This is a genomic window from Yoonia tamlensis (assembly GCF_900115105.1).
GTDB lineage: Bacteria > Pseudomonadota > Alphaproteobacteria > Rhodobacterales > Rhodobacteraceae > Yoonia > Yoonia tamlensis.
In genome coordinates, this window is sequence record NZ_FOYP01000001.1 from 701,744 (window position 1) to 720,429 (window position 18,686).

Genomic DNA, 18,686 nt, shown 5'->3' on the forward strand with positions numbered 1-18,686 from the left:
ACAGGGAAAAGCAGATGTCAGATGCCACAAATATCGGTAGCAAAGCCGAGAAACGCATAGCGGTTCTGTTTTTGGCACCTGCGCTGCTTTTGCTTATCATCTTCCGGCTCATCCCGCTGGGATGGGGGTTCGGAATGTCGTTTACGGATGCAAACAACGCCGGCACCGCCCGTTGGGTTGGTGCCGACAATTACCTGCGCGCTGTGAACGACCCGACGTTTCAGGATTCGGTAGCCAATACCGTGATCTTGCTTGCGACGATGCCGATGATGGTGATGTTGCCGATGCTTCTGGCCATTCTCATTCACCAAGGCGTGCCCGGCGGCAAGTTTTTCCGCGCTGTCTATTTCCTCCCTGCGGTTTTGTCGTCGGTCATCGTCGGTGCGATTTTCAACGTGGTATTGCGCTATGACGGGTCGCTGAACGAATTTCTGGCGGTATTCGGCTTTGATGCGGTGGATTGGCTGGGGTCATCATCGACAGCGTTGGGCGCGTTGATCGCAGTTCAGCTTTGGTCGACATTTGGCATGTCGGTGCTGATCTTTATGGCGGGTCTGACGACCGTTCCCGAAGACATCATCGAGGCCGCCCGCATCGATGGCGCGCGCTTTTGGCAGCGGCTTTGGTTCATCGTGATCCCATCACTGCGCCCGATCATTGAATTTGTCGCGGTGGTCACGACTGTGGGCCTGCTGACGAATATGTTCGGGCTGGTTTATGTGCTGACTGGCGGCGGGCCGGGTACCGCGACGACGCTGCCCGAATTCCTGATCTGGCTGGAACAGGGCAAATTGAACCGCCCCGGATATGCCGCTGCCCTGTCGATGTTCCTGTTCGTGATGATGGCAGGGGTTGCCTATGCGCAGATCCGCATCATGAAACGCAACGCAGAGGTTTAAGACATGGCGGTAAACAGCAAAAAAGAACGCCGCGGGATGTGGGCCGCGGCAGTGCCGATGTTCCTTTTGGCGCTGACCTGCCTTTACCCGATCTATTTTGCGCTAAATAACGCGCTCAAGGACAATCGCGGCTATATTCTTGACCGGTTCGGCATGGTCAGTGACCCCAACTTCGAGAACTTTGTCACTGCTTGGGGGCGCGCGCGGTTTTCGGAATATTTCATGAATTCGGTGATCACGACCGTCGGGGCGGTGTTTGTGCTGCTGCTGGTGTCATCAATGGCGGGGTTTGCGCTTGCGGTGCTGCGGTTCCCGCATCGCAAACTGGTTTTTGTGCTGATCCTTGGTGCGTTGATGATTCCGGTGCAGGTGATTTTGGTGCCCTTCTACCAGACCATTATCGCAACCGGCCTTTTGAACACCCGCACGGGGTTGATCATTTCATATACCGCGTTTTTCCTGCCGTTTTCGATCTATCTGATGACGGCGTTCTATGCGGGCATTCCGCGCGATCTGACCGAAGCCGCCCGAATTGATGGCGCGCGGTTTTTTCAAGTTTGGTGGTATGTGATGCTGCCTATGGGCAAGCCCGCGCTGTTGACACTTGGGATTTTGAACACGCTCTATTGCTGGAACGACGTGTTGATTTCGCTTTTGGTCTTGCAAAACGAGCGCACGCTCATGGTCGGCATTACGGCCCTGCGCGGCGAATACACAACAAACGTGCCGCTGCTGGCGGCGGGCATTGTGCTGGCCGCTGCGCCGATTGTCATCATCTACCTGCTGTTTCAACGGCACATCGTCGCAGGCATCGCAGCCGGCGCGGTCAAAGGATAACCCATGTCAAATCTCACGCTGAAAAATCTCAAGAAATCCTATGGCGCGGTAGAGGTCATCAAAGGGGTCGATCTTGCGATTACGCCTGGCGAATTTGTGGTTTTTGTTGGCCCGTCGGGCTGTGGTAAATCCACGCTTCTGCGGATGATTGCAGGGCTTGAGGTGGTGACATCTGGCACAATTGAAATTGCCGATCGCGATGTTACACAGCTTGAACCCTATGATCGCGGCATTGCGATGGTGTTCCAGTCCTATGCGCTTTATCCGCATATGACGGTGGCCGAAAATATGGGATTTGCGCTGCGCCTTGCAGGGCATGCCAAGCCCGAGCGGCGCAAAGCCGTCGAAGAAGCCGCGCGTATTCTGCAAATCGGGCATCTGCTGGATCGCAAACCTGCGCAACTGTCGGGAGGACAGCGCCAGCGGGTCGCGATTGGCCGTTCAATCGTGCGCCAGCCCGATGTTTTCTTGTTTGACGAACCCCTTTCAAACCTTGACGCAGAACTGCGCGTGCAAACCCGTATTGAAATTGCGCGCTTGCACCAAACGCTTGATACGACAATGATTTATGTAACCCACGACCAGACAGAGGCCATGACATTGGCCGACCGGATTGTGGTATTGCGGGGCGGCATTATCGAACAGGTTGGCGCGCCGACCGACCTGTACGATGACCCTGACAACGCGTTCGTTGCAGGCTTTATCGGATCGCCTGCGATGAACTTTCTGCCTTGCGTTGCCGCATCCGCAAACGAAGTCACAGTTGCGGGGCTAACGATTGCGCTGCCGCAGCTTCAGACCCAACTGCGCCAGGGCGAGAGCATGAAAATGGGGATCCGCCCCGAGCACCTGAATGGCACCAATGGACCATCGGTTGCGATGAAAATTGATGTGGTCGAACAGCTTGGCGCGACGGCATTTGTGCATGGAATGCTTGGGGGGGACCTGCCGCTTTTGGTCGAAGCGCGCGCCATGCGTCCGAAAGCGGGTGACATGATCAACGTGCCATTCGATCCGCAGCATGTGTTCTTGTTCGACGCAAACGGCGACCGTATCCGATGACAACACCTAAGCGGCGCGGCATGGTGGTCAAATTGCGCGCGGATCAGGTCGCGGCCTATTGTGCGCTGCATGCGGATACATGGCCCGACGTACAGCAAGCGTTGCGCGCCGCCAATATCCGGAACTACACAATTTACCTGCGCTGCCCCGAAAATATCCTGTTTGGCCACTGGGAATATCACGGGAATGATTTTGCCGCAGATCTGGCGGCCCTGGACGCGCGCCCTGTGATGAAAAAATGGCTGGCGATTTGTGGACCGATGCAAGTTGGGCTAGGCATGGAAGACGACGGCTGGGCCGTTATGGAAGAAGTATTTCACCTCGATTGAGGGTATGGACGGAGCAAAAAGATGACAAGACTGGCAGGAAAAACCGCGCTTGTGACAGGTGCAGGGCAGGGGATCGGGCGGGCAAGCGCATTGGCAATGGCCGCACAAGGCGCGCGCGTGATCGCCACTGACCTCAACCCCGCGCCGTTGAAATCGCTTGCCGAACAAGGGCTGGAAACCGGCATTTTGGACATTTGCGACCCTGCAAGCATCGCCGGAATGCTGGCATCAAGCAGTGCGCCGGATGTTTTGTTCAACTGTGCGGGGTTTGTTGCTGCGGGCACGATTCTGGATTGTGACGAAGACCAATGGGCGCGCTCAATCAACCTGAACCTGACAGCGATGTACCGCATGTGCCGCGCTTTTCTGCCCGGGATGATTGCCAATGGTGGCGGTTCGATCATCAATATGTCGTCGGTTGCATCGTCGATCATCGCCGCGCCCAACCGTTTTGTCTATGGCACATCCAAAGCAGGGGTGATTGGCCTGACCAAATCCATCGCCGCAGATTTCATCACCCAAGGCATCCGCTGCAACGCGATCTGTCCGGGAACGGTCGAAAGCCCCTCTCTCGAACAGCGGCTTGCCGATACGGGCGACTATGCCAAAGCCCGCGCGGATTTTGTCGCGCGCCAGCCGATTGGCCGGATTGGCACAGCCGAAGAAATTGCCGCCTTGGTCACTTATCTGGCCTCTGACGAAAGCGCATATACCACCGGCGTGGCACATGTCATTGATGGCGGTTGGGCCAATGTCTAGCCTGCCTGTCTGACGCAAAATGCGGATTTGACGGGGTTATGCGGCGCGTTTTGCAATGCATCATTGCGCTTAACGCGCCGTTCGAGCTTTCAAAGCCGCCGCAAACCGGTGCTGTTGCATTGGTTGCCCCCACAATATTGCGCCCGATATCCTGTCCCGTTTCGAACGACGGGGGCGCGCTATTGTTCAATCCGGCGTGGCCATCAATCTACTGTTAATACTTCATCGCATGTAAGCATCGCGCATCTTCTCTCTTGCCCGTCACGCGACTATCAGAAGATCCTGCGCCAGTAGGGGTTCAAGACATCCAAGAGCGGCAAGGGAGATTGCTATGACAGCGCCGCCGTTGAAACGTGCTTCAAAACTATCAAGGCAGAGCTGATCTGGCGGCGATCATGGGAAACGCGGCGGCAGTCAGAATGGCCACCTTCGAATACATACATGGCTTCTACAATCCACGCCGCGCCACTCGGCATCGGGTTGGGAAAGCCCCGTCGCATTCGCACGAAAAGCGGCCAAAACGAGTACTTGGGGCGGCACTAAAGCGCGGCAGGTCCAAGGTGCTCTTGGCCCATTTGCGTATCCGGTAAGTGACTGTGATGAGTTTGATGTGGATGTTCACAACATCAAATCTGAACGATGTGCTACAAGGTGATCTATCAACCGTCGGGTCAAGGCTTTTTGCGGTCCGATGTCCGGCCAAACAGCGTAAATACCCAAGGTAGGAAGGGTCCAGTCTGGCAGAACGCGCACCAAACGACCTTGGGATATCTCCTGTTCGATCACGCTTCGCGGCAAGTGCCAGATACCAAGTCCGGCCAGCACAGCTGCCTTGGCGGCATTTACGGTGTTCACCTCAATGCGTATGTTGGCCGGGGTGATGCTCACGGATTGGTCATTGCGTTCCATCGTCATCATGGATGGAATTTGCGTGACCGAGATGAAGTCATGTGCCTCCAGATCGTACGGTACTGCAATGGGCGTATGCGCGGACAGGTAGTCCGGCGAAGCGACAAGTAGGCGTTCGAAATCTGCAATACGGCGGCTTTTCAGGCTGCTGCTGCGCAAGGTGCCCAGCCGGATCGCGAGATCAAACCCGTCCTTAACCAGATCAGTCGGCACGTCGCTACACTGAAGCGATATTGCGACCATCCGGTGCAATTTGGCAAACCCCCATAACGCCTGATGCAGTTTGCTGTGCTCGCCGAAAGCAGGCATCGCCACATGCAGTGCGCCGACGGGTTCCTCGTTACCGGCGTGGATAGCGTCAAGGGCCTCTTCGCCTGCGGCGACCATTCGGCGGGCGGGGTCCAGCGCGATTTGGCCTTCTGGAGTCAAAGACATGGACCGTGTCGAGCGAAAAAACAGCGTCACGCCCTGACGTTCCTCAAGCCGTGACAGATGGTGACTGATGACCGATGTCGAAAGCTTCAACCGACGTCCCGCCGCACTTAGGCTCCCTGTGTCAGCAATCGCGACAAAGACGGCGAGGCTGCGGTAATCTTCGATCATCTTTCTAATTCCTGTAAAAATGATTTCTTAACATATGGGATAATCATAAAGATCGGAACTGTCTATTTCTGTGTTCAAGGCAGAGGAGATAGCAATGTTTAGCAGCAACGCAAAATTTACAACTGAACGGGCCAGCGGCTACTTGCAGCAACTCTGCAAGCACTTTGCGCACAAGATCGAGGTGCAGTTTGACCCGCAGGCTGGTCTGATCAAGTTCCCGTTCGGCGCATGTAATTTGACTGCCGACCATAGTGTTCTTGATCTGACGATCACGGCCGAAACCCAAAGCGACCTTACAAAAGCGTGCCGCGTAGTTGGCAGCCATCTTGAACGGTTCGCCTTCCGAGAGAACCCAAAGATCGACTGGCAAACTATCGCTACGACATAACCCAAACCTAACCACCAACCCCCACTAGAAAAAGGAAAATCCCATGACAATTAAGACCTTCTTTGCGTCCGCCGCCCTCGCAACTCTTGCCACAGGTGCATTCGCCGACGACAAAGCCAAAGTGACAACATTCTACGAACTGCTTAGCAATCCGGGTTCCGCAGAACACGTCGCCGCATTTGAATCTGCGACTTCTGAGCAGTGGACCAGCATGGGCGACTATACAGGCAACAACAAAACCCGCGAAGCGTTTCTCGGTCAGATGGGTGGCTTTGCGCAGCTGATGCCGGACCTGAACTGGGCCATTCAAGACATGTACCAGGACGGCAACACATTTGTCGTGCGCAGCCGTGCAACCGGCACACCTGTCGCGCCCTTCTTCGGTGTTGATGGCGAAGGTCGCAGCTTTGACATCATGACCATCGACATCCACGAGTTGGAAGATGGCGTCATCGCACGCACCTACCACGTCGAAGACTGGGCAGGCGCGCTGCAACAGCTTTCCGGTCAATAAATCAAACGGTAACGGCCCAGAGAAATCTGGGCCAACACCCCGCAGGAGGGCATCATGCACCGTAGAACATTGCTCAAAACATCCCTCGGCGCGTCGCTTGCGCTGATCCTTGGCACACAAGTAGGAGCGCAGAACATGGACGAAACAACACAAGCCAGCTTTGATACCGTCATGGCCTTTATGGGTGCCATGGGCAGCGGAGACATGGAGACGATGGGCAATCTAATGGCTGATGATATGGTCTGGCACACTGAAGGCGACACGTCGCTGCCGTGGATTGGCGAGACTGTCGGCAAAGAAGCCATCTTTGAGTTCCTCGGCGTCTTTGCAGCCAACTTTCAGACCACCAAATGGGAAAACACCGACGCATTCGCCTCTGGTGATACGGTTGCCGTGTTTGGTCACATGAATGGGATCACGACGCATAGCGGCAAAGAAATCGGTGAGTTCACATTCGCCCTGCGTGCCAAAGTGCGCGATGGTCAGGTGGTTTTGTGGAACTGGTTTGAAGACAGCTTTGCGATCAGCCAAGCCTACCACGGTTAAGAAATCAATCAGATGGGCGCTTCCTGCGCCCATCCGCCGCAATGAAGGAACCCCACAATGACAATCGCGATTACAGCCGTATCAGGCCAACTTGGCGGGGCAATTGCCCGCAATCTGATCGAAACCGCAGATGGCGAGACCATCATCGGCCTTGCCCGCACCCCTGCGAACGCAAAAGATCTTGGTATTGAAATCCGCGCTGGCGATTACGGGCAACCGGATCAGTTGCGAGCGTCTTTAGCGGGCGTTGATACCTTGTTGCTCGTGTCCGGTATGGATGCCCCCGACGCCCGCATTCAGCAGCACCGCAATGTCATTGAGGCGGCTAAGGCCGCAGGTGTGAGGAAGATCGTTTATACCAGCATTCAAGGGGCCGAAGAGGGCACAGCCTTTTCGCCCGTCGTGCAAAGCAACCGCCAGACCGAGGCCGATGTGCGCGACAGCGGGCTTGCCTTTGCCATCGGGCGCAACGGCATCTATATCGAACCGGATGTGGAATATATTGAAAGCTACAAAGCCAGAGGCGAGATTGCCAACAGCGCCGGAGCGGGCAAATGCGGCTACACAACCCGTTCTGAGTTGGCCCATGCCTACGCTTGTCTATTGACCAATGATAACTTCAACGGCCAGACGTTTAACCTGTGGGGCACTCCCATCAGTCAAACCGAGCTTACTGGTTACTTGAACGGTGCATTCGGCACGTCGCTGACCTATCGCGAAATGACGCCAGAAGAGTACGTCGCAGATCGCACAGCCGAGCTGGGCGATTTCATAGGCCCAATCATCGGCGGCATATATGCGGGTATTCGTCGTGGTATTTACGATGTGCCCAGCAATTTTGAAGCTGTTGCTGGCAGAGATCACCAAAGCTGGCCCGATTATTTCGGATCCCTCGCAGGTTGAGAACCCCTTTTTGCGTTGCGGCTTGAGTGCCCTATTCAGGCAAACGCCACGAGATGAAAGTAACTTCAATGTCCTTAACGAAATCGTTCTTCAATTCACCTTATACTTTTTGGGGCATCCTAACATTGCCTGCCATTCCAATGGTGATCGGCCTGACCTCTGGCGATCCTGAAGCAGCCCATCAACTGCTGCACCCTACCGGTGAATTTGCGGCAAGGTTTATGATCATCACCATGATGATCACGCCGTTGGTGATGTTGTTTAAAGGTTGGCGTGGACCGCGATGGTTGATGAAGCGGCGGCGGTATCTTGGTGTTGCGGCATTTGCCTATGCTTTGGCACATACCGCTTTATACCTTTTTGACGAAGGTGCAGTCGCCTTTACGGGCGGCGAAATGTCCAAACTCTACATCTGGACCGGCTGGCTTGCCTTTCTGATCTTCGTGCCCTTGGCCGTTACATCGACAGACGGCTGGGTGCGCAAACTGGGACCTCGCTGGAAAAATCTTCAACGCTTGGTCTACGGTGCGGCGATGCTAACGCTTTTGCATTGGGCAGCGCTGCATAATTGGGGCGGGGTTGGTGCTGCGATGGTGCATTTTGTTCCGCTGATTGCGCTGGAGGCTTATCGACTGGGTCACAATTTACGCCGCCAGAGGGCCCGGCTGGTTTAACCGGAAAGAACAACAGGGAAGACCGGCTAGTTCAATGCGGTGAGATGCCCCTAGATTTGTAGACGCTTTGCTTGGCAATTTTAGAACCAAGGAGAGACGAATATGAACAAGGGAATACGGTTTACGGATGAGTTCAAGCAGGACGCCGTAGCGCAAGTTGTTGAGCGTGGATATGCGGTCAGTGAGGTAGCTGAGCGACTGGGGATTAGCACCAAATCACTGTACACGTGGAAGGCGCAGTTTGGGAAGTCACCGCGCGTTAGATCGGAGGTGGCGGAACAGGCTGCTGAGATCAAGCGGTTGAAGCGTGATCTGGCCCGCGTGACCGAGGAGCGGACAATCTTAAAAAAGGCGACCGCATACTTCGCGCGCGAGTCTCAGTGAAGTATGCGTTTATAGAGGCCCGCTGTGCCGCGTGTTGATGGTTCATTTCAGCGGTTTTTATGCATGGGTTAAGGAACCGTTAAGCCAGTGTGCGCTTGAAGATGCACGGCAAACGGAGCTGATCCGGCAGGCATGGAGTGACAGCGGCAAGGTCTATGGATATCGAAAGCTGACCGATGACCTTCGAGCCGCAGGCGAGACCTGCTCGGAGAACCGTGTGGCACGTTTGGCCAGCCTTGCAGGCATCGCAGCACAGATTGGCTATAAACGTCGCTCTGGTCGTTATGGCGGCAGGCCTGCTGTCGTCGCTGACAACACCTTGGCGCCAGTTTGAAGTGAATGCGCCTGATTGCGTCTGGGTGACTGATATCACGTACATCAGAACGCACGAAGGTTGGTCGTATTTGGCTGTTGCAATTGATCTGTTCTCACGGCGTGTCGTTGGCCTCATCTCAGCAGATTTGCTTTGCAAATCGCCTGACGGGCAAAGGGTCAATGCAATCTCGGATGACCACAGACCTCGCATTGCAGGCACGATTAGCGGCTGTTTGGCGGCGCAAACCAAAGCAAAAAGTACTGATCCATTCAGACCAAGGTTCCCAGTTCACCGGCAAAGAGTGGCAGTCGTTCCTTAGCAAACACAATTTGGTTGCCAGCATGAGCAGGCGCGGGAATTGTCCTGACAACGCAGTCGCAGAAAGCTTCTTCCACTTATTAAAGCGCGAACGGATCAGGCGGCAAACCTACCTCACACGCGACGCAGCAAGGCAGGACGTGTTCGACTACATTGAGATGTTCTACAACCCAACACGAAAGCAAACGAACAAGGGCATGCAGTCACCGGTTGACTATGAAATAAGACAGCAGCGAATGAACGAGGCAGGTGTCTAGAAAACTAAGGGCATCTCAAACTTCCTGTATCATGCGCTTGGAAAACCGAAGAATCAGCCAGCTGGTCGATCTGGCACTTGAGCCTAGGAGTCTGTTGGTGATTTCAGGTGAGGCGAGACATGTCTGGACGCATGCCATTCCTTCACGCAAAAGCGATATCGTTAATGGGCAGAAACACTCCAGATCACGGCGTTTGTCGCTCACCTTTAGAAAAATGCGTTTTGTATGAGGTTTTGAGGTTCGGTCATGGAGCTAACCTAAAATAGCGGGTCAAAAATGGAGCAGGTCACAACCGGATACGTTTTGTAGCGCAGAAGTAGCCCATTAGGTAGTTCTTCAAGGCTATTGGAAGTAGCTTTGGATAAAAAACCGTTTACATACATGGTTCTAAATGGTGCCCAGGGGCGGAATCGAACCACCGACACGAGGATTTTCAATTAGCGTTGTTATCTGCGCAGGCTGTTTCAGGAAAGCTCAACACGCCGCTTAGCCTATTGAAAATTTTGATCTTTGTACTCGGCAGATCGTCTCGGTCTGTCTCCTACCAGAGCATTCAAGCACACTGCTCCTGCAACCCCAGTGATACCCAAGGTGACTGCGGCTGTGGGACGACGAGAATTTACCATCACCAATTGACGCATAGTGGCTAGCATCCGACTTCAGGACTTGCATGCGCATTTTGATCGCCGCAAAGTTGTGAGGGCGAAAGTTGGTATTGGGATAAGAACTTTGGAAAATTCTGAACTAAAAGATTTCTACATAATTTCGTACAGTACGCCGGAGTTCAATCTGCCACTGTTCGCCAATCAAGAAAACGAGGTTGGACCCAAGGCGTCTATTTTGATCGGGCCGAATGGCTCAAACAAGAGCCGTGTTCTTGCATCTTTGGTCGAAGAATTGACCAATATCGATGGCCTTAGGCGCGAACTGAACGAAGGTGGCGACGCTGCCCAAGATTCCAAATCACAGTTCAGACCACAAAACCAAGAGCTTTTTCCAGACGCGAGACATCGCAAAAGCAGTTTGAGCGTAAAAGGCAAGAACACTCAGAGTTCCCAAGCAACAGTCAAGTATAGACTAGGCAAGGACGTCTGGACGATTGAGAGAAATCAACGCAATTTGCGCGTCTGGCAGAATTCGGAGCTTGTTGAGCCATTTACTTTCCCATTTCCGGACAAAGCAATCGCGGTAGCACACCTCCCAACTGATCGCTTTAAGTTCAACAGACATCATGATGATGACTTCTATATCTATCTTGGATTGCGCCAAGCCACCAACATGACGACTACAGGGGCTCTGGAAAGCAAGGTTGTACTGAGTTTTATTGACGCGATGCAGAGAGTGCGAGCGCCAGCCATCTTTAGTAACTGGCTTTCAGACCTAAGGCTGGGACCCTCTCTAAAAATTGAGATTGGACTTGATCGGAGGATTTACTACGAAACTACAATATTTGAAGAGTTTGCTAATGAAGCTATGTCGCGTTTGGAGCAATTCGGTGGTACACGCCGCCCAATTAGCGAAGATCGTCGTGAAGAAACTCATAGAAATCTAAACGCATTCTGGCCTTTCTTGTGTGCACTTCGAGAATTTCCCACTCGAAAAAGGAGTAGCAGGCTGCGTTATCGGCCGATCGCTTATTCACTTGCATTTGACGTAGACCAAATGCCAGACCTCTTCTCCGAGTTTGATGTGGCCGAAATGATCAAGATTGGGCGAAGCCTGCGCGTCATCTCGGACACGGCCCTCGTTTTCACCAAGTCTCAATACGAGGTTCAGTTTTCTGAGCTCAGTTCTGGTGAACAACAAGTTTTGGGTACAGTTATTCGCTCTGTTGCTGAGCTGGGACGAAACTCGGTGTTGGTTATCGATGAGCCTGAGGTAAGCTTACATCCTGCGTGGCAGCGCCTATATCTTCCCAGACTTCTAGAAACGTTATCTTTCTTCCCCGAAACACATGTCATACTAGCCACACATTCTCACTTCATGGTTGCGGATTTGGCTGAGGGCAAGGCGTCTCTAACGGTTTCGACGAACGAACCGGGAGTCCGGTTCCAATCATTTGACGGCGGTGTCTATGGCAGGTCCCCCGAGAACATTCTCTATCGAGTGTTCGGAATCGCGACTACAAGCAACTTTTATGTAGAGCGTGATCTGACAAAAGCTCTTAGAATTGTATCTGGCGTTGATGACTTCGACCATCAAGAGCTGGTTGAGATTTTTGGGCGTCTGCAGGTAATAAATGAGCCTGATAACGAGGCATTGATAGAAATTCTTGCCCGCATTCAGATAGTTCTCGAACGTGGGGTCGACTAATGCTCAATTTAGACCATAGCGCAGTAATTCCTGCAAACATTCAAACAGCCTTAAACCAGATACCAGACGACGAAAAATCAGGAATGTGGAAAAGCAAAGCAAACCGCGTTGTCAGTTTTAAATCAGAAGTAATGACGCAAGGCCTTGAGATGCAAGGCTCGCGCTGCGTTTGGTGCACTCTGGAGGTTTCGGAAGAAGGTCATCGTACGGCACATCGCGATCATATCGCTCCTAAGGGAACGTATGGCCAGTGGACGTTTCTTCCTGACAACCTCGCTATCGCTTGTGAATATTGCAACGGCTTTGAGATAAAAGGTGAGTTGAACACGGTGTCCATGCCCAACGCCGAGTATTCCAACTCTGAGTTTCATATTGTTCACCCGTATTTTGACAACACTGAAGACCATATTAGGTTCGTGGATGGAGATGTCGGGTTTCCAGTTGTTATTGAAGGTTTGTCTAACAAAGGATTGTGGACGATCGACCAGATGAAACTCGACTCCACACAGTTGACGAAAGAGCGCGCCAAAGACTTTCTTTTTGCGCGTGACACCGAGGCATTGCCAAACGGGTACTCGGATGTTTTGAAACGAGCGGTTGGTCGACCTATCGGCTAACTCGTCTGTTCAACAATAGTCATCCATGCAGTCCACATAGCTGTCTCCGGTCAGTTCACAAAACGCCTTCAGTGCTCCTTGGAGCGAGAAATACTGATGTTCGCTGCGATGGTAAAAGAACTCACCATGGATTGAGATTTGCGCCACCGCCCAATCCTTAATCGCATTCGGGCTGGGATCGTGGGTCAAAACAACCAAAGCATCTTCGGATAGCGATCGCTGAACCACCAAGCTCTGATAAATGTCGTTTCGTGCGAAAACCGTCCCAAAAACAAGGTTCTCCGTATATAGTTCCAGTGCGTTATCCGAAACCTCGGAAGGGCATTCTGGAAATTCCGTCGGAACGCGCCAACGAACTTGGATTACTGAAGGCGTAAGGGACTCGTACTCCTCAGGATCAGGTTCAAAATCTGCGCGCTCGTCAGTACCATACAACCACTCGCCGATTGCTCCTCCGCTGGGAACTGATCCACTTCGCGCCCATGTTTCGAAACGTGATTTCGTTTTGGCAGCCTCGTCTTTCGATACAGTTCGCATCCACGAGACATCTGGAAAAGACGCGTCGCTTTGGAGCTTGGACGGATCGGCGAGAAAGGCTTCGATAGAGCCATACACCAGCTCAATGCGGCGCGCCGTGATTTTATTCAACAGTGCATTTTCCAGCCGCGTCAGCCATCGTAAATTCTCAGGTCGATTGTTCGCGCGGTTTGTGTCGATATGATCCACAACGTGTTGTTCAGTAGGTGGTTCGCCGTGAAAAGCTGAACAAACGATGCGGTGCACTGGGACACCTGCCAAATGGTAATAACCAGTTGTTTGGTTTTGGCGTCCGAAGCTCCAAGTTTTGTCCAGAGGACGGGCCCGTTTTCGATATTCATTGAGACGGTACACCGCACCGTTGTCGCGAACGTGATATCGTTCGCCGCGATATTCCACTTGGATTTCGTTTTCGTAGACTTCCAGCAGGTGTTCTTGACCGCCCACCTGCGAGACCGTTTGGTTCAATGATTGCATTACACTCTCCAGTGCAAAGTTGCCTCGGCCTTCTCCGAACTATTCGATCCGGTGCCGTTTGTTATTGGCAGACGTGAAACTAGGCGTCAGGTGCTGCCTTTTGCTCTGATACGCAAAGGAAGAATGTCGCTTCCATGGATGCGAAGTCAACCGTCGATTGAGACGTCATAGCCTGATGGGAACTCATGCAATATGAGCTGACTCGTTTCACAGCGTCTAGGATTGTCCCTGACGAGGCAAAGCCCAGTCTCTTATCATGGACCTATGATACAGAAACTCACCACTAAGTTCATCGAGACCAGAAAGCCAAACCCAGCCAAGCGGGAAGACTTCCGTGACACTGTGGTTCCCGGCTTGGTCCTTCGTGTGAATAAATCCGGCACCAAGACTTTCAGCTTTCACAAACGCATCAATGGTAAGATGACACGGCTGACGATCGGTCACTTTGGGCCTTTTTCACTCGTTCAAGCGAGAGAGCGAGCGCGGCAAATTCTCTACGAAATTGAGACCGGTAATTTTGAAGACCGCACTGGAATTGAGGCTGAGAACAAGCCTACGCTTGGCGACGTGATCCCTGACTACATTGAGAAGTATGCCAAGATACACAACAAGGATTGCACACGTAAGAACGCCTTGCTCGCAAAATTCACAACCCTGCACGGTAAGCCAATCCATGAAATAAAACGCGCTGATGTAGTCAAAGCTTGTGACACTATTCACAAATCCGCACCCGTCAGTGCAAACCGTGCGCTAGCTTATCTGAAGCACCTTATGGGCTGGTGCGTCGAGCGCGGTATGATCGAGGCCAATCCCATCTCCGGGATGAAACCACTGTCAAAAGAAAAGCCACGTGAGCGCGTGCTGTCGGACGATGAGCTGGGCGCGCTGTGGGCGGCCTGTGATGACCAAGGCTATCCTTTCGGGGATTGCATCAAGCTCTTGATGCTCAGCGGCCAGAGACGCGCCGAGGTTGCTGAAATGCGCTGGTCAGAATTGGACCTTGAAAAGCGCCTTTGGACGTTGCCGTCATCTCGAGCAAAGAACGGTAAACAGCATACTGTGCCAATCACCGACGCGATGCTTGAGGTGCTGCGCAAGCCGCCGAGGTTCTTCAATTCTGACTATGTGTTCACGACCACCGGCAAATCGCCCGTGTCGGGATTCGGGCGCGTGAAGAATCGGCTCGACACGGCATTAACCGAAGGCACGGAGTCATGGATCATTCACGACCTGCGCCGCACGATGTCTACCAACATGGCCCAGCTCGGCATTCCACAGCCCGTCACCGAAGCGCTACTCAACCACAAAACGGGTGTGGTCTCAGGCGTGGCAGCTATCTACAATGTCTATTCATATGCCGACGAAAAACGCGAGGCATTGGAGACATGGAATGCCCGTATCGAAGAAATCACAAAGACCAAGAATGATCCGCAATCTGTTGGATGTAGAGACGCCAGATCGCTGGGTCGAATGTGACGATTTCAGTTATCCTGAGGGCGGCAATCCGTGGACAGAAATCTACACCGAACAGATTTGCCAAGAAATCGCAGCCGCAGTCGCAATTACCGACCCAGATACAATTCAGCGCCTTCGGTTTCAGTTGGCGGCTACGGCGGAGCACCTAACGGATGCAGTTGGTTTCGTGGGAGGAGCGGCAACTCTGTCCCAAAAACATCTCTGGGCGGACAAGTTGGATATTTCTCTAGGAAAAGTCGTTGGCGAACTTGATGATGCAACTGAGCACCTGTCATCAGTCTGTATCAGGGACAACGCAGGCAAAATGAGGTTTTATCCGGCATCTGAGATGCGCACGCGCGTGGAGCGCACGCGCGACGCGATATTTGATTTGCGCCAACTATTGGGAGCGGTCGAAAAATCAGCAGAGAAAACCGAAGGCGGCACAAACCACGCCCAAACCTTGCAGCTTATCGTTGATGCAATGACCGAGGTATTCATCGATATCGTCGGAATTCAACACGTAAAGAGAACGGCCTTCGAAAAAGACATCGACGGCTTGTTTCCCGAGTTCATACGTGAAGCCGCAAAGCCGTTCCTGGCCGTTCACTATCCCAAATTAAAGGCGTCCAAACGAAGCGTGGAGAAGCTGAACGCACAGATACAAGAAGCTGTCGCCCGCTACTCGCAACGTCGCTGAACCAAATACTTAAAAACACCCCCATTTCGTTCATTGATTTGAAATGAAGCACCTTTTTAGATGTGTCACTGTCAAGGCAGGAGCCGGTTCCCTTAGTCATGAAAGGGAAAAATATGACAGACAATGCACTCACGAAGACGCTGGCCACGCGCGAAGACCTAAAGCGCATGGGCATCAACGTTTCGAACACCACGAAACTGCGCTGGGAGGCCCAAGGGCGCTTTCCTCGCCGAATTAGGATGGGCGGAACCACTGTCGCGTGGTTCATGTCCGAGATCGAGGAATGGCTCGCTGAGCGCGATGCTGAACGTGCTCACACACACTACGCAGACTACTGATCATCTAGAAAAGGAGAATGAGATGCCCAAAGCATTTCGCTTTGAGGATGACATGAAGTCGTCCTCGATCACCACAGCTGCGCTGGTATGGGCGCGGCAGGGTGCAAAAATTATTGCCCTACATGGCATCAATGAAAACGGTGCATGCACGTGCGGTAAGCGCCAGTGCAGTAGCCCCGGCAAGCACCCAATCGCCGATCTTTTCCCAAAGGGTCAGCACAGTGCCACCAGCAGTGTCACTAAGATACGTCGTGCATTCAAAGCTCACCCAGACGCAAATCTGGGTGTGATCCTTCCACAAGGGTTGGTGGCACTTGATGTCGATGGCCCCGAAGGCGCTAAGACTTTCGAGGCTCTAGACCTCAAACAGACTTTGGCGGTCCAAACTGGCAGAGGTATGCATCACTACTTTCGGGCCTCAGAGGCGCTCCCCAAGAAAAAAACGCCCCTTGATGGCATCGATATCAAAGATGCTGAGAGCGGGTACATCGTAGTGCCTCCGAGCAATCATCATAGTGGAAAATCGTATCGATGGCGCGGCAACAAAAGACCCATCGGGAAACTGCCCTCGTCGTTTGTAGGTTCGCTTGAACGCAAAGGCAGACGCACAGCAAGCTTTCAAAATGAAGGGACATTCAAAGCCGGTGGCCGTAACAATGAGCTAACCAAGATCGCTGGCTCATTGAGGTATCGGGGACTTGGCGACACAGCCCTCGCTACCGTTTTGCAAGCAGTCAATAGCGCAGTCTGTAACCCACCTCTTGGCGCTGATGAAGTTGACCGCATTGCCGACAGCGTTGGCAAGTATGACACGGGCAGCGACGAAGCCTTTGGATGGCTTGGGGATGTCGAAGAATCCGAACCGCAGTTTCTTGCCTACCCTTACATTATCAAGGGTGCGATTACCGTCCTCGACGGAAACATGGGACAAGGTAAGTCCACCTTTACTTGCGCAATCGCCGCTGCCGCTACAACAGGCAAGCCACCACCCTTTACTGATGAGATTGAGCAAGGGTCGGTGCTGTTCATGTCAGCGGAGGATGACCCGTCGAGGGTTCTCAAACCAAGGTTGATGAAAGCCGGAGCCGACGTTTCGAAGGTGCGATATCAAGATGAACCGTTCACGCTTGATGAGCGCGGCTTGGCGCTGGTGCGGCAAGAGCTAACCTCAAATACCCCCGCATTGGTTATCATCGACCCAATCATTGCGTTCATGCAGGAGGGCTCGAACGGCAACAACGCCACTGAGACTATGCACTTCATGATTCAGCTAGATCAACTGGCGCGGGATTTTGACGCGGCGATCCTCATTGTTCGGCACCTCCGTAAGTCGCGGGCTGATCACGCAATGCACCAAGGTATCGGGTCAATATCGATCTCTGCACGGGTTAGGTCAGGGCTGATACTTGCGCCACATCCAGACAACCCCAAAAAACGGGCAATTGTGCACGCGAAGTCAAACTATTCAAAAGCCGGTCCCGCCATCGTCTTCGAAATGGAGAGCGATGGACCGCGCTCCCATCCGAAGATCGTCTGGCATGAATGCGATCCAGATATGACCGCCGATGATCTTCTAGCCCCGCCCGAAGCTGAACGTGGTCGGCCACCAAAAGCCCGAGATACCGCAACTGCGTGGTTGGAAAGCGTGCTGCGCCGTGGCCCAACTAAGAAAAAGGTGCTGGACGGTATGGCAGCCACAAACGGCATCACGTTGGCCACGCTACGCCGCGCAGGTGACACACTCGGCGTCATTAAGTCGAAAGACGGAAAGGAGTCTGTCTGGGCTCTGCCGTGAGACGCAGCAACAACCGTACAACATTCACTTGCTCAGAATTCAGACACGTATGTGAATATTGAGCAAGTGATCATCCCAGCAAATAAAACGCAGGTTCAGCAATATCAATGAAATCGGGCTGAAACTACCTATCCCAACACATAAGGAACACCTCATGAGCACCCATAAAGTAATGCAAAAACGTCTGAAAACTGCCATCCAAGCAGCGATCCTGAACGAAGGCAAAATTGACGGCACTGATGACAACGCGCTGACGAACACCGACGTTGTCGAAGCTCTGATAGAAGTCGTTGGATTCTATGCGTCGTTTCACGGTTTCGAAACCTACTCTCCCACTGATCTTGCCTTTAAACATGCGACAACGATCAAGAGGCATATATACAGCTACCGGGCATTGCGGCGGGACGGGAAACTGCCGATGAATTTCGTCCCGCGCAATAAGGTTAATTGACCGAGGCTTATAGGCTAGAGCGTCTAAAGCGCGCATGATCGTCAGTTTCGTAAGCGGCTGGCGGTCCAAAACCTTGGAAATCAATGTCACTGCTTGTTTGTCCGCATAGCGCGCCGGTCAAAAAAACACCTCCCTCATCCCCTTCTTGTTACATTGTCGCAGCGCCGCTGTAGGCGATAGGCAAGACGTCCCGAACCGACCCGAGGACTATCTATTAGTCTGTCGGTTTCGAGCCGGGGCCAAATAGCTGAACCTTTTCAGGTGGTCCGCAATCGCGCTGAACTTCAAAGCGATGCTCTGGGTTC

General features: G+C 53.0%; 20 protein-coding genes and 2 pseudogenes. 20 read left to right on the forward strand and 2 right to left on the reverse strand.

Annotation, left to right across the window (positions count from 1 at the left end):
• The first annotated feature begins 14 nt into the window (after window positions 1-14).
• The 6 genes and pseudogenes from BM320_RS03675 to BM320_RS03700 all read left to right on the forward strand — a co-directional run.
• A complete protein-coding gene (locus BM320_RS03675; protein ID WP_090196584.1) occupies window positions 15-899 on the forward strand; it encodes a carbohydrate ABC transporter permease in 885 nt (294 codons plus the stop codon).
• 3 nt (window positions 900-902) lie between these two features.
• Entirely contained in the window at window positions 903-1,736 is an 834-nt protein-coding gene (locus BM320_RS03680) for a carbohydrate ABC transporter permease (RefSeq protein WP_090196587.1), read from the forward strand.
• Window positions 1,737-1,739: 3 nt separating this feature from the next.
• Window positions 1,740-2,798: an ABC transporter ATP-binding protein gene (locus BM320_RS03685; protein WP_090196590.1), complete on the forward strand. Its 1,059-nt coding sequence runs from the start codon at window positions 1,740-1,742 to the stop codon at window positions 2,796-2,798.
• On the forward strand, window positions 2,795-3,127 hold the full coding sequence (locus tag BM320_RS03690) for an L-rhamnose mutarotase (RefSeq protein WP_090196592.1): 333 nt from the start codon (window positions 2,795-2,797) through the stop codon (window positions 3,125-3,127). Before BM320_RS03685 ends, BM320_RS03690 begins: the two co-directional genes overlap by 4 nt.
• Before the next feature lie 21 nt (window positions 3,128-3,148).
• A complete protein-coding gene (locus BM320_RS03695) occupies window positions 3,149-3,886 on the forward strand; it encodes an SDR family oxidoreductase (protein WP_090196595.1) in 738 nt (245 codons plus the stop codon).
• Between the two features lie 261 nt (window positions 3,887-4,147).
• Window positions 4,148-4,403: pseudogene (locus tag BM320_RS03700) on the forward strand (IS3 family transposase); the annotation flags it as partial.
• A gap of 101 nt (window positions 4,404-4,504) precedes the next feature.
• Here BM320_RS03700 and BM320_RS03705 read toward each other — a convergent pair.
• Complete coding sequence (locus BM320_RS03705; protein WP_090196598.1) at window positions 4,505-5,398, reverse strand: LysR family transcriptional regulator; 894 nt, start codon at window positions 5,396-5,398, stop codon at window positions 4,505-4,507.
• A 94-nt stretch (window positions 5,399-5,492) separates the two neighbouring features.
• Between BM320_RS03705 and BM320_RS03710 the strand changes: the two genes are divergently transcribed.
• From BM320_RS03710 to BM320_RS03750, 9 genes and pseudogenes are all read left to right on the forward strand, one after another.
• A complete protein-coding gene (locus tag BM320_RS03710; RefSeq protein WP_090196601.1) occupies window positions 5,493-5,786 on the forward strand; it encodes a DUF2218 domain-containing protein in 294 nt (97 codons plus the stop codon).
• A gap of 43 nt (window positions 5,787-5,829) precedes the next feature.
• The gene (locus tag BM320_RS03715; RefSeq protein ID WP_090196604.1) at window positions 5,830-6,300 is read left to right on the forward strand and encodes an ester cyclase; all 471 of its coding nucleotides are present in this window, start codon (window positions 5,830-5,832) and stop codon (window positions 6,298-6,300) included.
• 54 nt (window positions 6,301-6,354) lie between these two features.
• Window positions 6,355-6,846, forward strand: coding sequence for a nuclear transport factor 2 family protein (locus BM320_RS03720; protein WP_242650945.1), 492 nt, complete (start codon window positions 6,355-6,357; stop codon window positions 6,844-6,846).
• Between the two features lie 57 nt (window positions 6,847-6,903).
• Window positions 6,904-7,749, forward strand: coding sequence for an NAD(P)H-binding protein (locus tag BM320_RS03725; protein WP_090196608.1), 846 nt, complete (start codon window positions 6,904-6,906; stop codon window positions 7,747-7,749).
• A 53-nt stretch (window positions 7,750-7,802) separates the two neighbouring features.
• Entirely contained in the window at window positions 7,803-8,423 is a 621-nt protein-coding gene (locus BM320_RS03730) for a protein-methionine-sulfoxide reductase heme-binding subunit MsrQ (protein WP_242650946.1), read from the forward strand.
• Window positions 8,424-8,525: 102 nt separating this feature from the next.
• Window positions 8,526-9,698, forward strand: a pseudogene (locus tag BM320_RS03735) (IS3 family transposase).
• Window positions 9,699-9,729: 31 nt separating this feature from the next.
• Complete coding sequence (locus BM320_RS16585; protein ID WP_090196612.1) at window positions 9,730-9,927, forward strand: alpha-ketoglutarate-dependent dioxygenase AlkB; 198 nt, start codon at window positions 9,730-9,732, stop codon at window positions 9,925-9,927.
• Window positions 9,928-10,427: 500 nt separating this feature from the next.
• On the forward strand, window positions 10,428-12,011 hold the full coding sequence (locus tag BM320_RS03745; protein WP_165614982.1) for an AAA family ATPase: 1,584 nt from the start codon (window positions 10,428-10,430) through the stop codon (window positions 12,009-12,011).
• Window positions 12,011-12,628, forward strand: a complete 618-nt coding sequence (locus tag BM320_RS03750; RefSeq protein ID WP_090196616.1) for an HNH endonuclease family protein — start codon at window positions 12,011-12,013, stop codon at window positions 12,626-12,628. The genes BM320_RS03745 and BM320_RS03750 overlap by 1 nt, the downstream gene beginning before the upstream one ends.
• 9 nt (window positions 12,629-12,637) lie before the next feature.
• On the opposite strand, the gene BM320_RS03755 is transcribed toward BM320_RS03750, so the two are convergent.
• Entirely contained in the window at window positions 12,638-13,642 is a 1,005-nt protein-coding gene (locus BM320_RS03755) for an HNH endonuclease signature motif containing protein (protein WP_090196619.1), read from the reverse strand.
• 264 nt (window positions 13,643-13,906) lie between these two features.
• On the opposite strand from BM320_RS03755, the gene BM320_RS03760 reads away from it, so the two are divergent.
• The 5 genes from BM320_RS03760 (at window position 13,907) to BM320_RS03780 (ending at window position 18,381) form a co-directional block, all read left to right on the forward strand.
• Window positions 13,907-15,118, forward strand: coding sequence for a tyrosine-type recombinase/integrase (locus BM320_RS03760; RefSeq protein ID WP_090196622.1), 1,212 nt, complete (start codon window positions 13,907-13,909; stop codon window positions 15,116-15,118).
• Entirely contained in the window at window positions 15,066-15,797 is a 732-nt protein-coding gene (locus BM320_RS03765) for a hypothetical protein (protein ID WP_090196624.1), read from the forward strand. The genes BM320_RS03760 and BM320_RS03765 overlap by 53 nt, the downstream gene beginning before the upstream one ends.
• Before the next feature lie 113 nt (window positions 15,798-15,910).
• Window positions 15,911-16,135: a helix-turn-helix transcriptional regulator gene (locus BM320_RS03770; protein ID WP_090196627.1), complete on the forward strand. Its 225-nt coding sequence runs from the start codon at window positions 15,911-15,913 to the stop codon at window positions 16,133-16,135.
• Window positions 16,136-16,157: 22 nt separating this feature from the next.
• Complete coding sequence (locus tag BM320_RS03775; RefSeq protein ID WP_165614983.1) at window positions 16,158-17,930, forward strand: bifunctional DNA primase/polymerase; 1,773 nt, start codon at window positions 16,158-16,160, stop codon at window positions 17,928-17,930.
• A gap of 154 nt (window positions 17,931-18,084) precedes the next feature.
• Window positions 18,085-18,381, forward strand: coding sequence for a hypothetical protein (locus BM320_RS03780; protein ID WP_090196633.1), 297 nt, complete (start codon window positions 18,085-18,087; stop codon window positions 18,379-18,381).
• Window positions 18,382-18,686: the final 305 nt, after the last annotated feature.

Coding starts and splice junctions, on each gene's coding strand:
- BM320_RS03675 (WP_090196584.1), top strand. CDS start 15: ATGTCAGATGCCACAAATATCGGTAGCAAAGCCGAGAAACGCATAGCG.
- BM320_RS03680 (WP_090196587.1), top strand. CDS start 903: ATGGCGGTAAACAGCAAAAAAGAACGCCGCGGGATGTGGGCCGCGGCA.
- BM320_RS03685 (WP_090196590.1), top strand. CDS start 1,740: ATGTCAAATCTCACGCTGAAAAATCTCAAGAAATCCTATGGCGCGGTA.
- BM320_RS03690 (WP_090196592.1), top strand. CDS start 2,795: ATGACAACACCTAAGCGGCGCGGCATGGTGGTCAAATTGCGCGCGGAT.
- BM320_RS03695 (WP_090196595.1), top strand. CDS start 3,149: ATGACAAGACTGGCAGGAAAAACCGCGCTTGTGACAGGTGCAGGGCAG.
- BM320_RS03705 (WP_090196598.1), bottom strand. CDS start 5,398: ATGATCGAAGATTACCGCAGCCTCGCCGTCTTTGTCGCGATTGCTGAC.
- BM320_RS03710 (WP_090196601.1), top strand. CDS start 5,493: ATGTTTAGCAGCAACGCAAAATTTACAACTGAACGGGCCAGCGGCTAC.
- BM320_RS03715 (WP_090196604.1), top strand. CDS start 5,830: ATGACAATTAAGACCTTCTTTGCGTCCGCCGCCCTCGCAACTCTTGCC.
- BM320_RS03720 (WP_242650945.1), top strand. CDS start 6,355: ATGCACCGTAGAACATTGCTCAAAACATCCCTCGGCGCGTCGCTTGCG.
- BM320_RS03725 (WP_090196608.1), top strand. CDS start 6,904: ATGACAATCGCGATTACAGCCGTATCAGGCCAACTTGGCGGGGCAATT.
- BM320_RS03730 (WP_242650946.1), top strand. CDS start 7,803: ATGAAAGTAACTTCAATGTCCTTAACGAAATCGTTCTTCAATTCACCT.
- BM320_RS16585 (WP_090196612.1), top strand. CDS start 9,730: ATGCGCTTGGAAAACCGAAGAATCAGCCAGCTGGTCGATCTGGCACTT.
- BM320_RS03750 (WP_090196616.1), top strand. CDS start 12,011: ATGCTCAATTTAGACCATAGCGCAGTAATTCCTGCAAACATTCAAACA.
- BM320_RS03755 (WP_090196619.1), bottom strand. CDS start 13,642: ATGCAATCATTGAACCAAACGGTCTCGCAGGTGGGCGGTCAAGAACAC.
- BM320_RS03760 (WP_090196622.1), top strand. CDS start 13,907: ATGATACAGAAACTCACCACTAAGTTCATCGAGACCAGAAAGCCAAAC.
- BM320_RS03765 (WP_090196624.1), top strand. CDS start 15,066: ATGATCCGCAATCTGTTGGATGTAGAGACGCCAGATCGCTGGGTCGAA.
- BM320_RS03770 (WP_090196627.1), top strand. CDS start 15,911: ATGACAGACAATGCACTCACGAAGACGCTGGCCACGCGCGAAGACCTA.
- BM320_RS03775 (WP_165614983.1), top strand. CDS start 16,158: ATGCCCAAAGCATTTCGCTTTGAGGATGACATGAAGTCGTCCTCGATC.
- BM320_RS03780 (WP_090196633.1), top strand. CDS start 18,085: ATGAGCACCCATAAAGTAATGCAAAAACGTCTGAAAACTGCCATCCAA.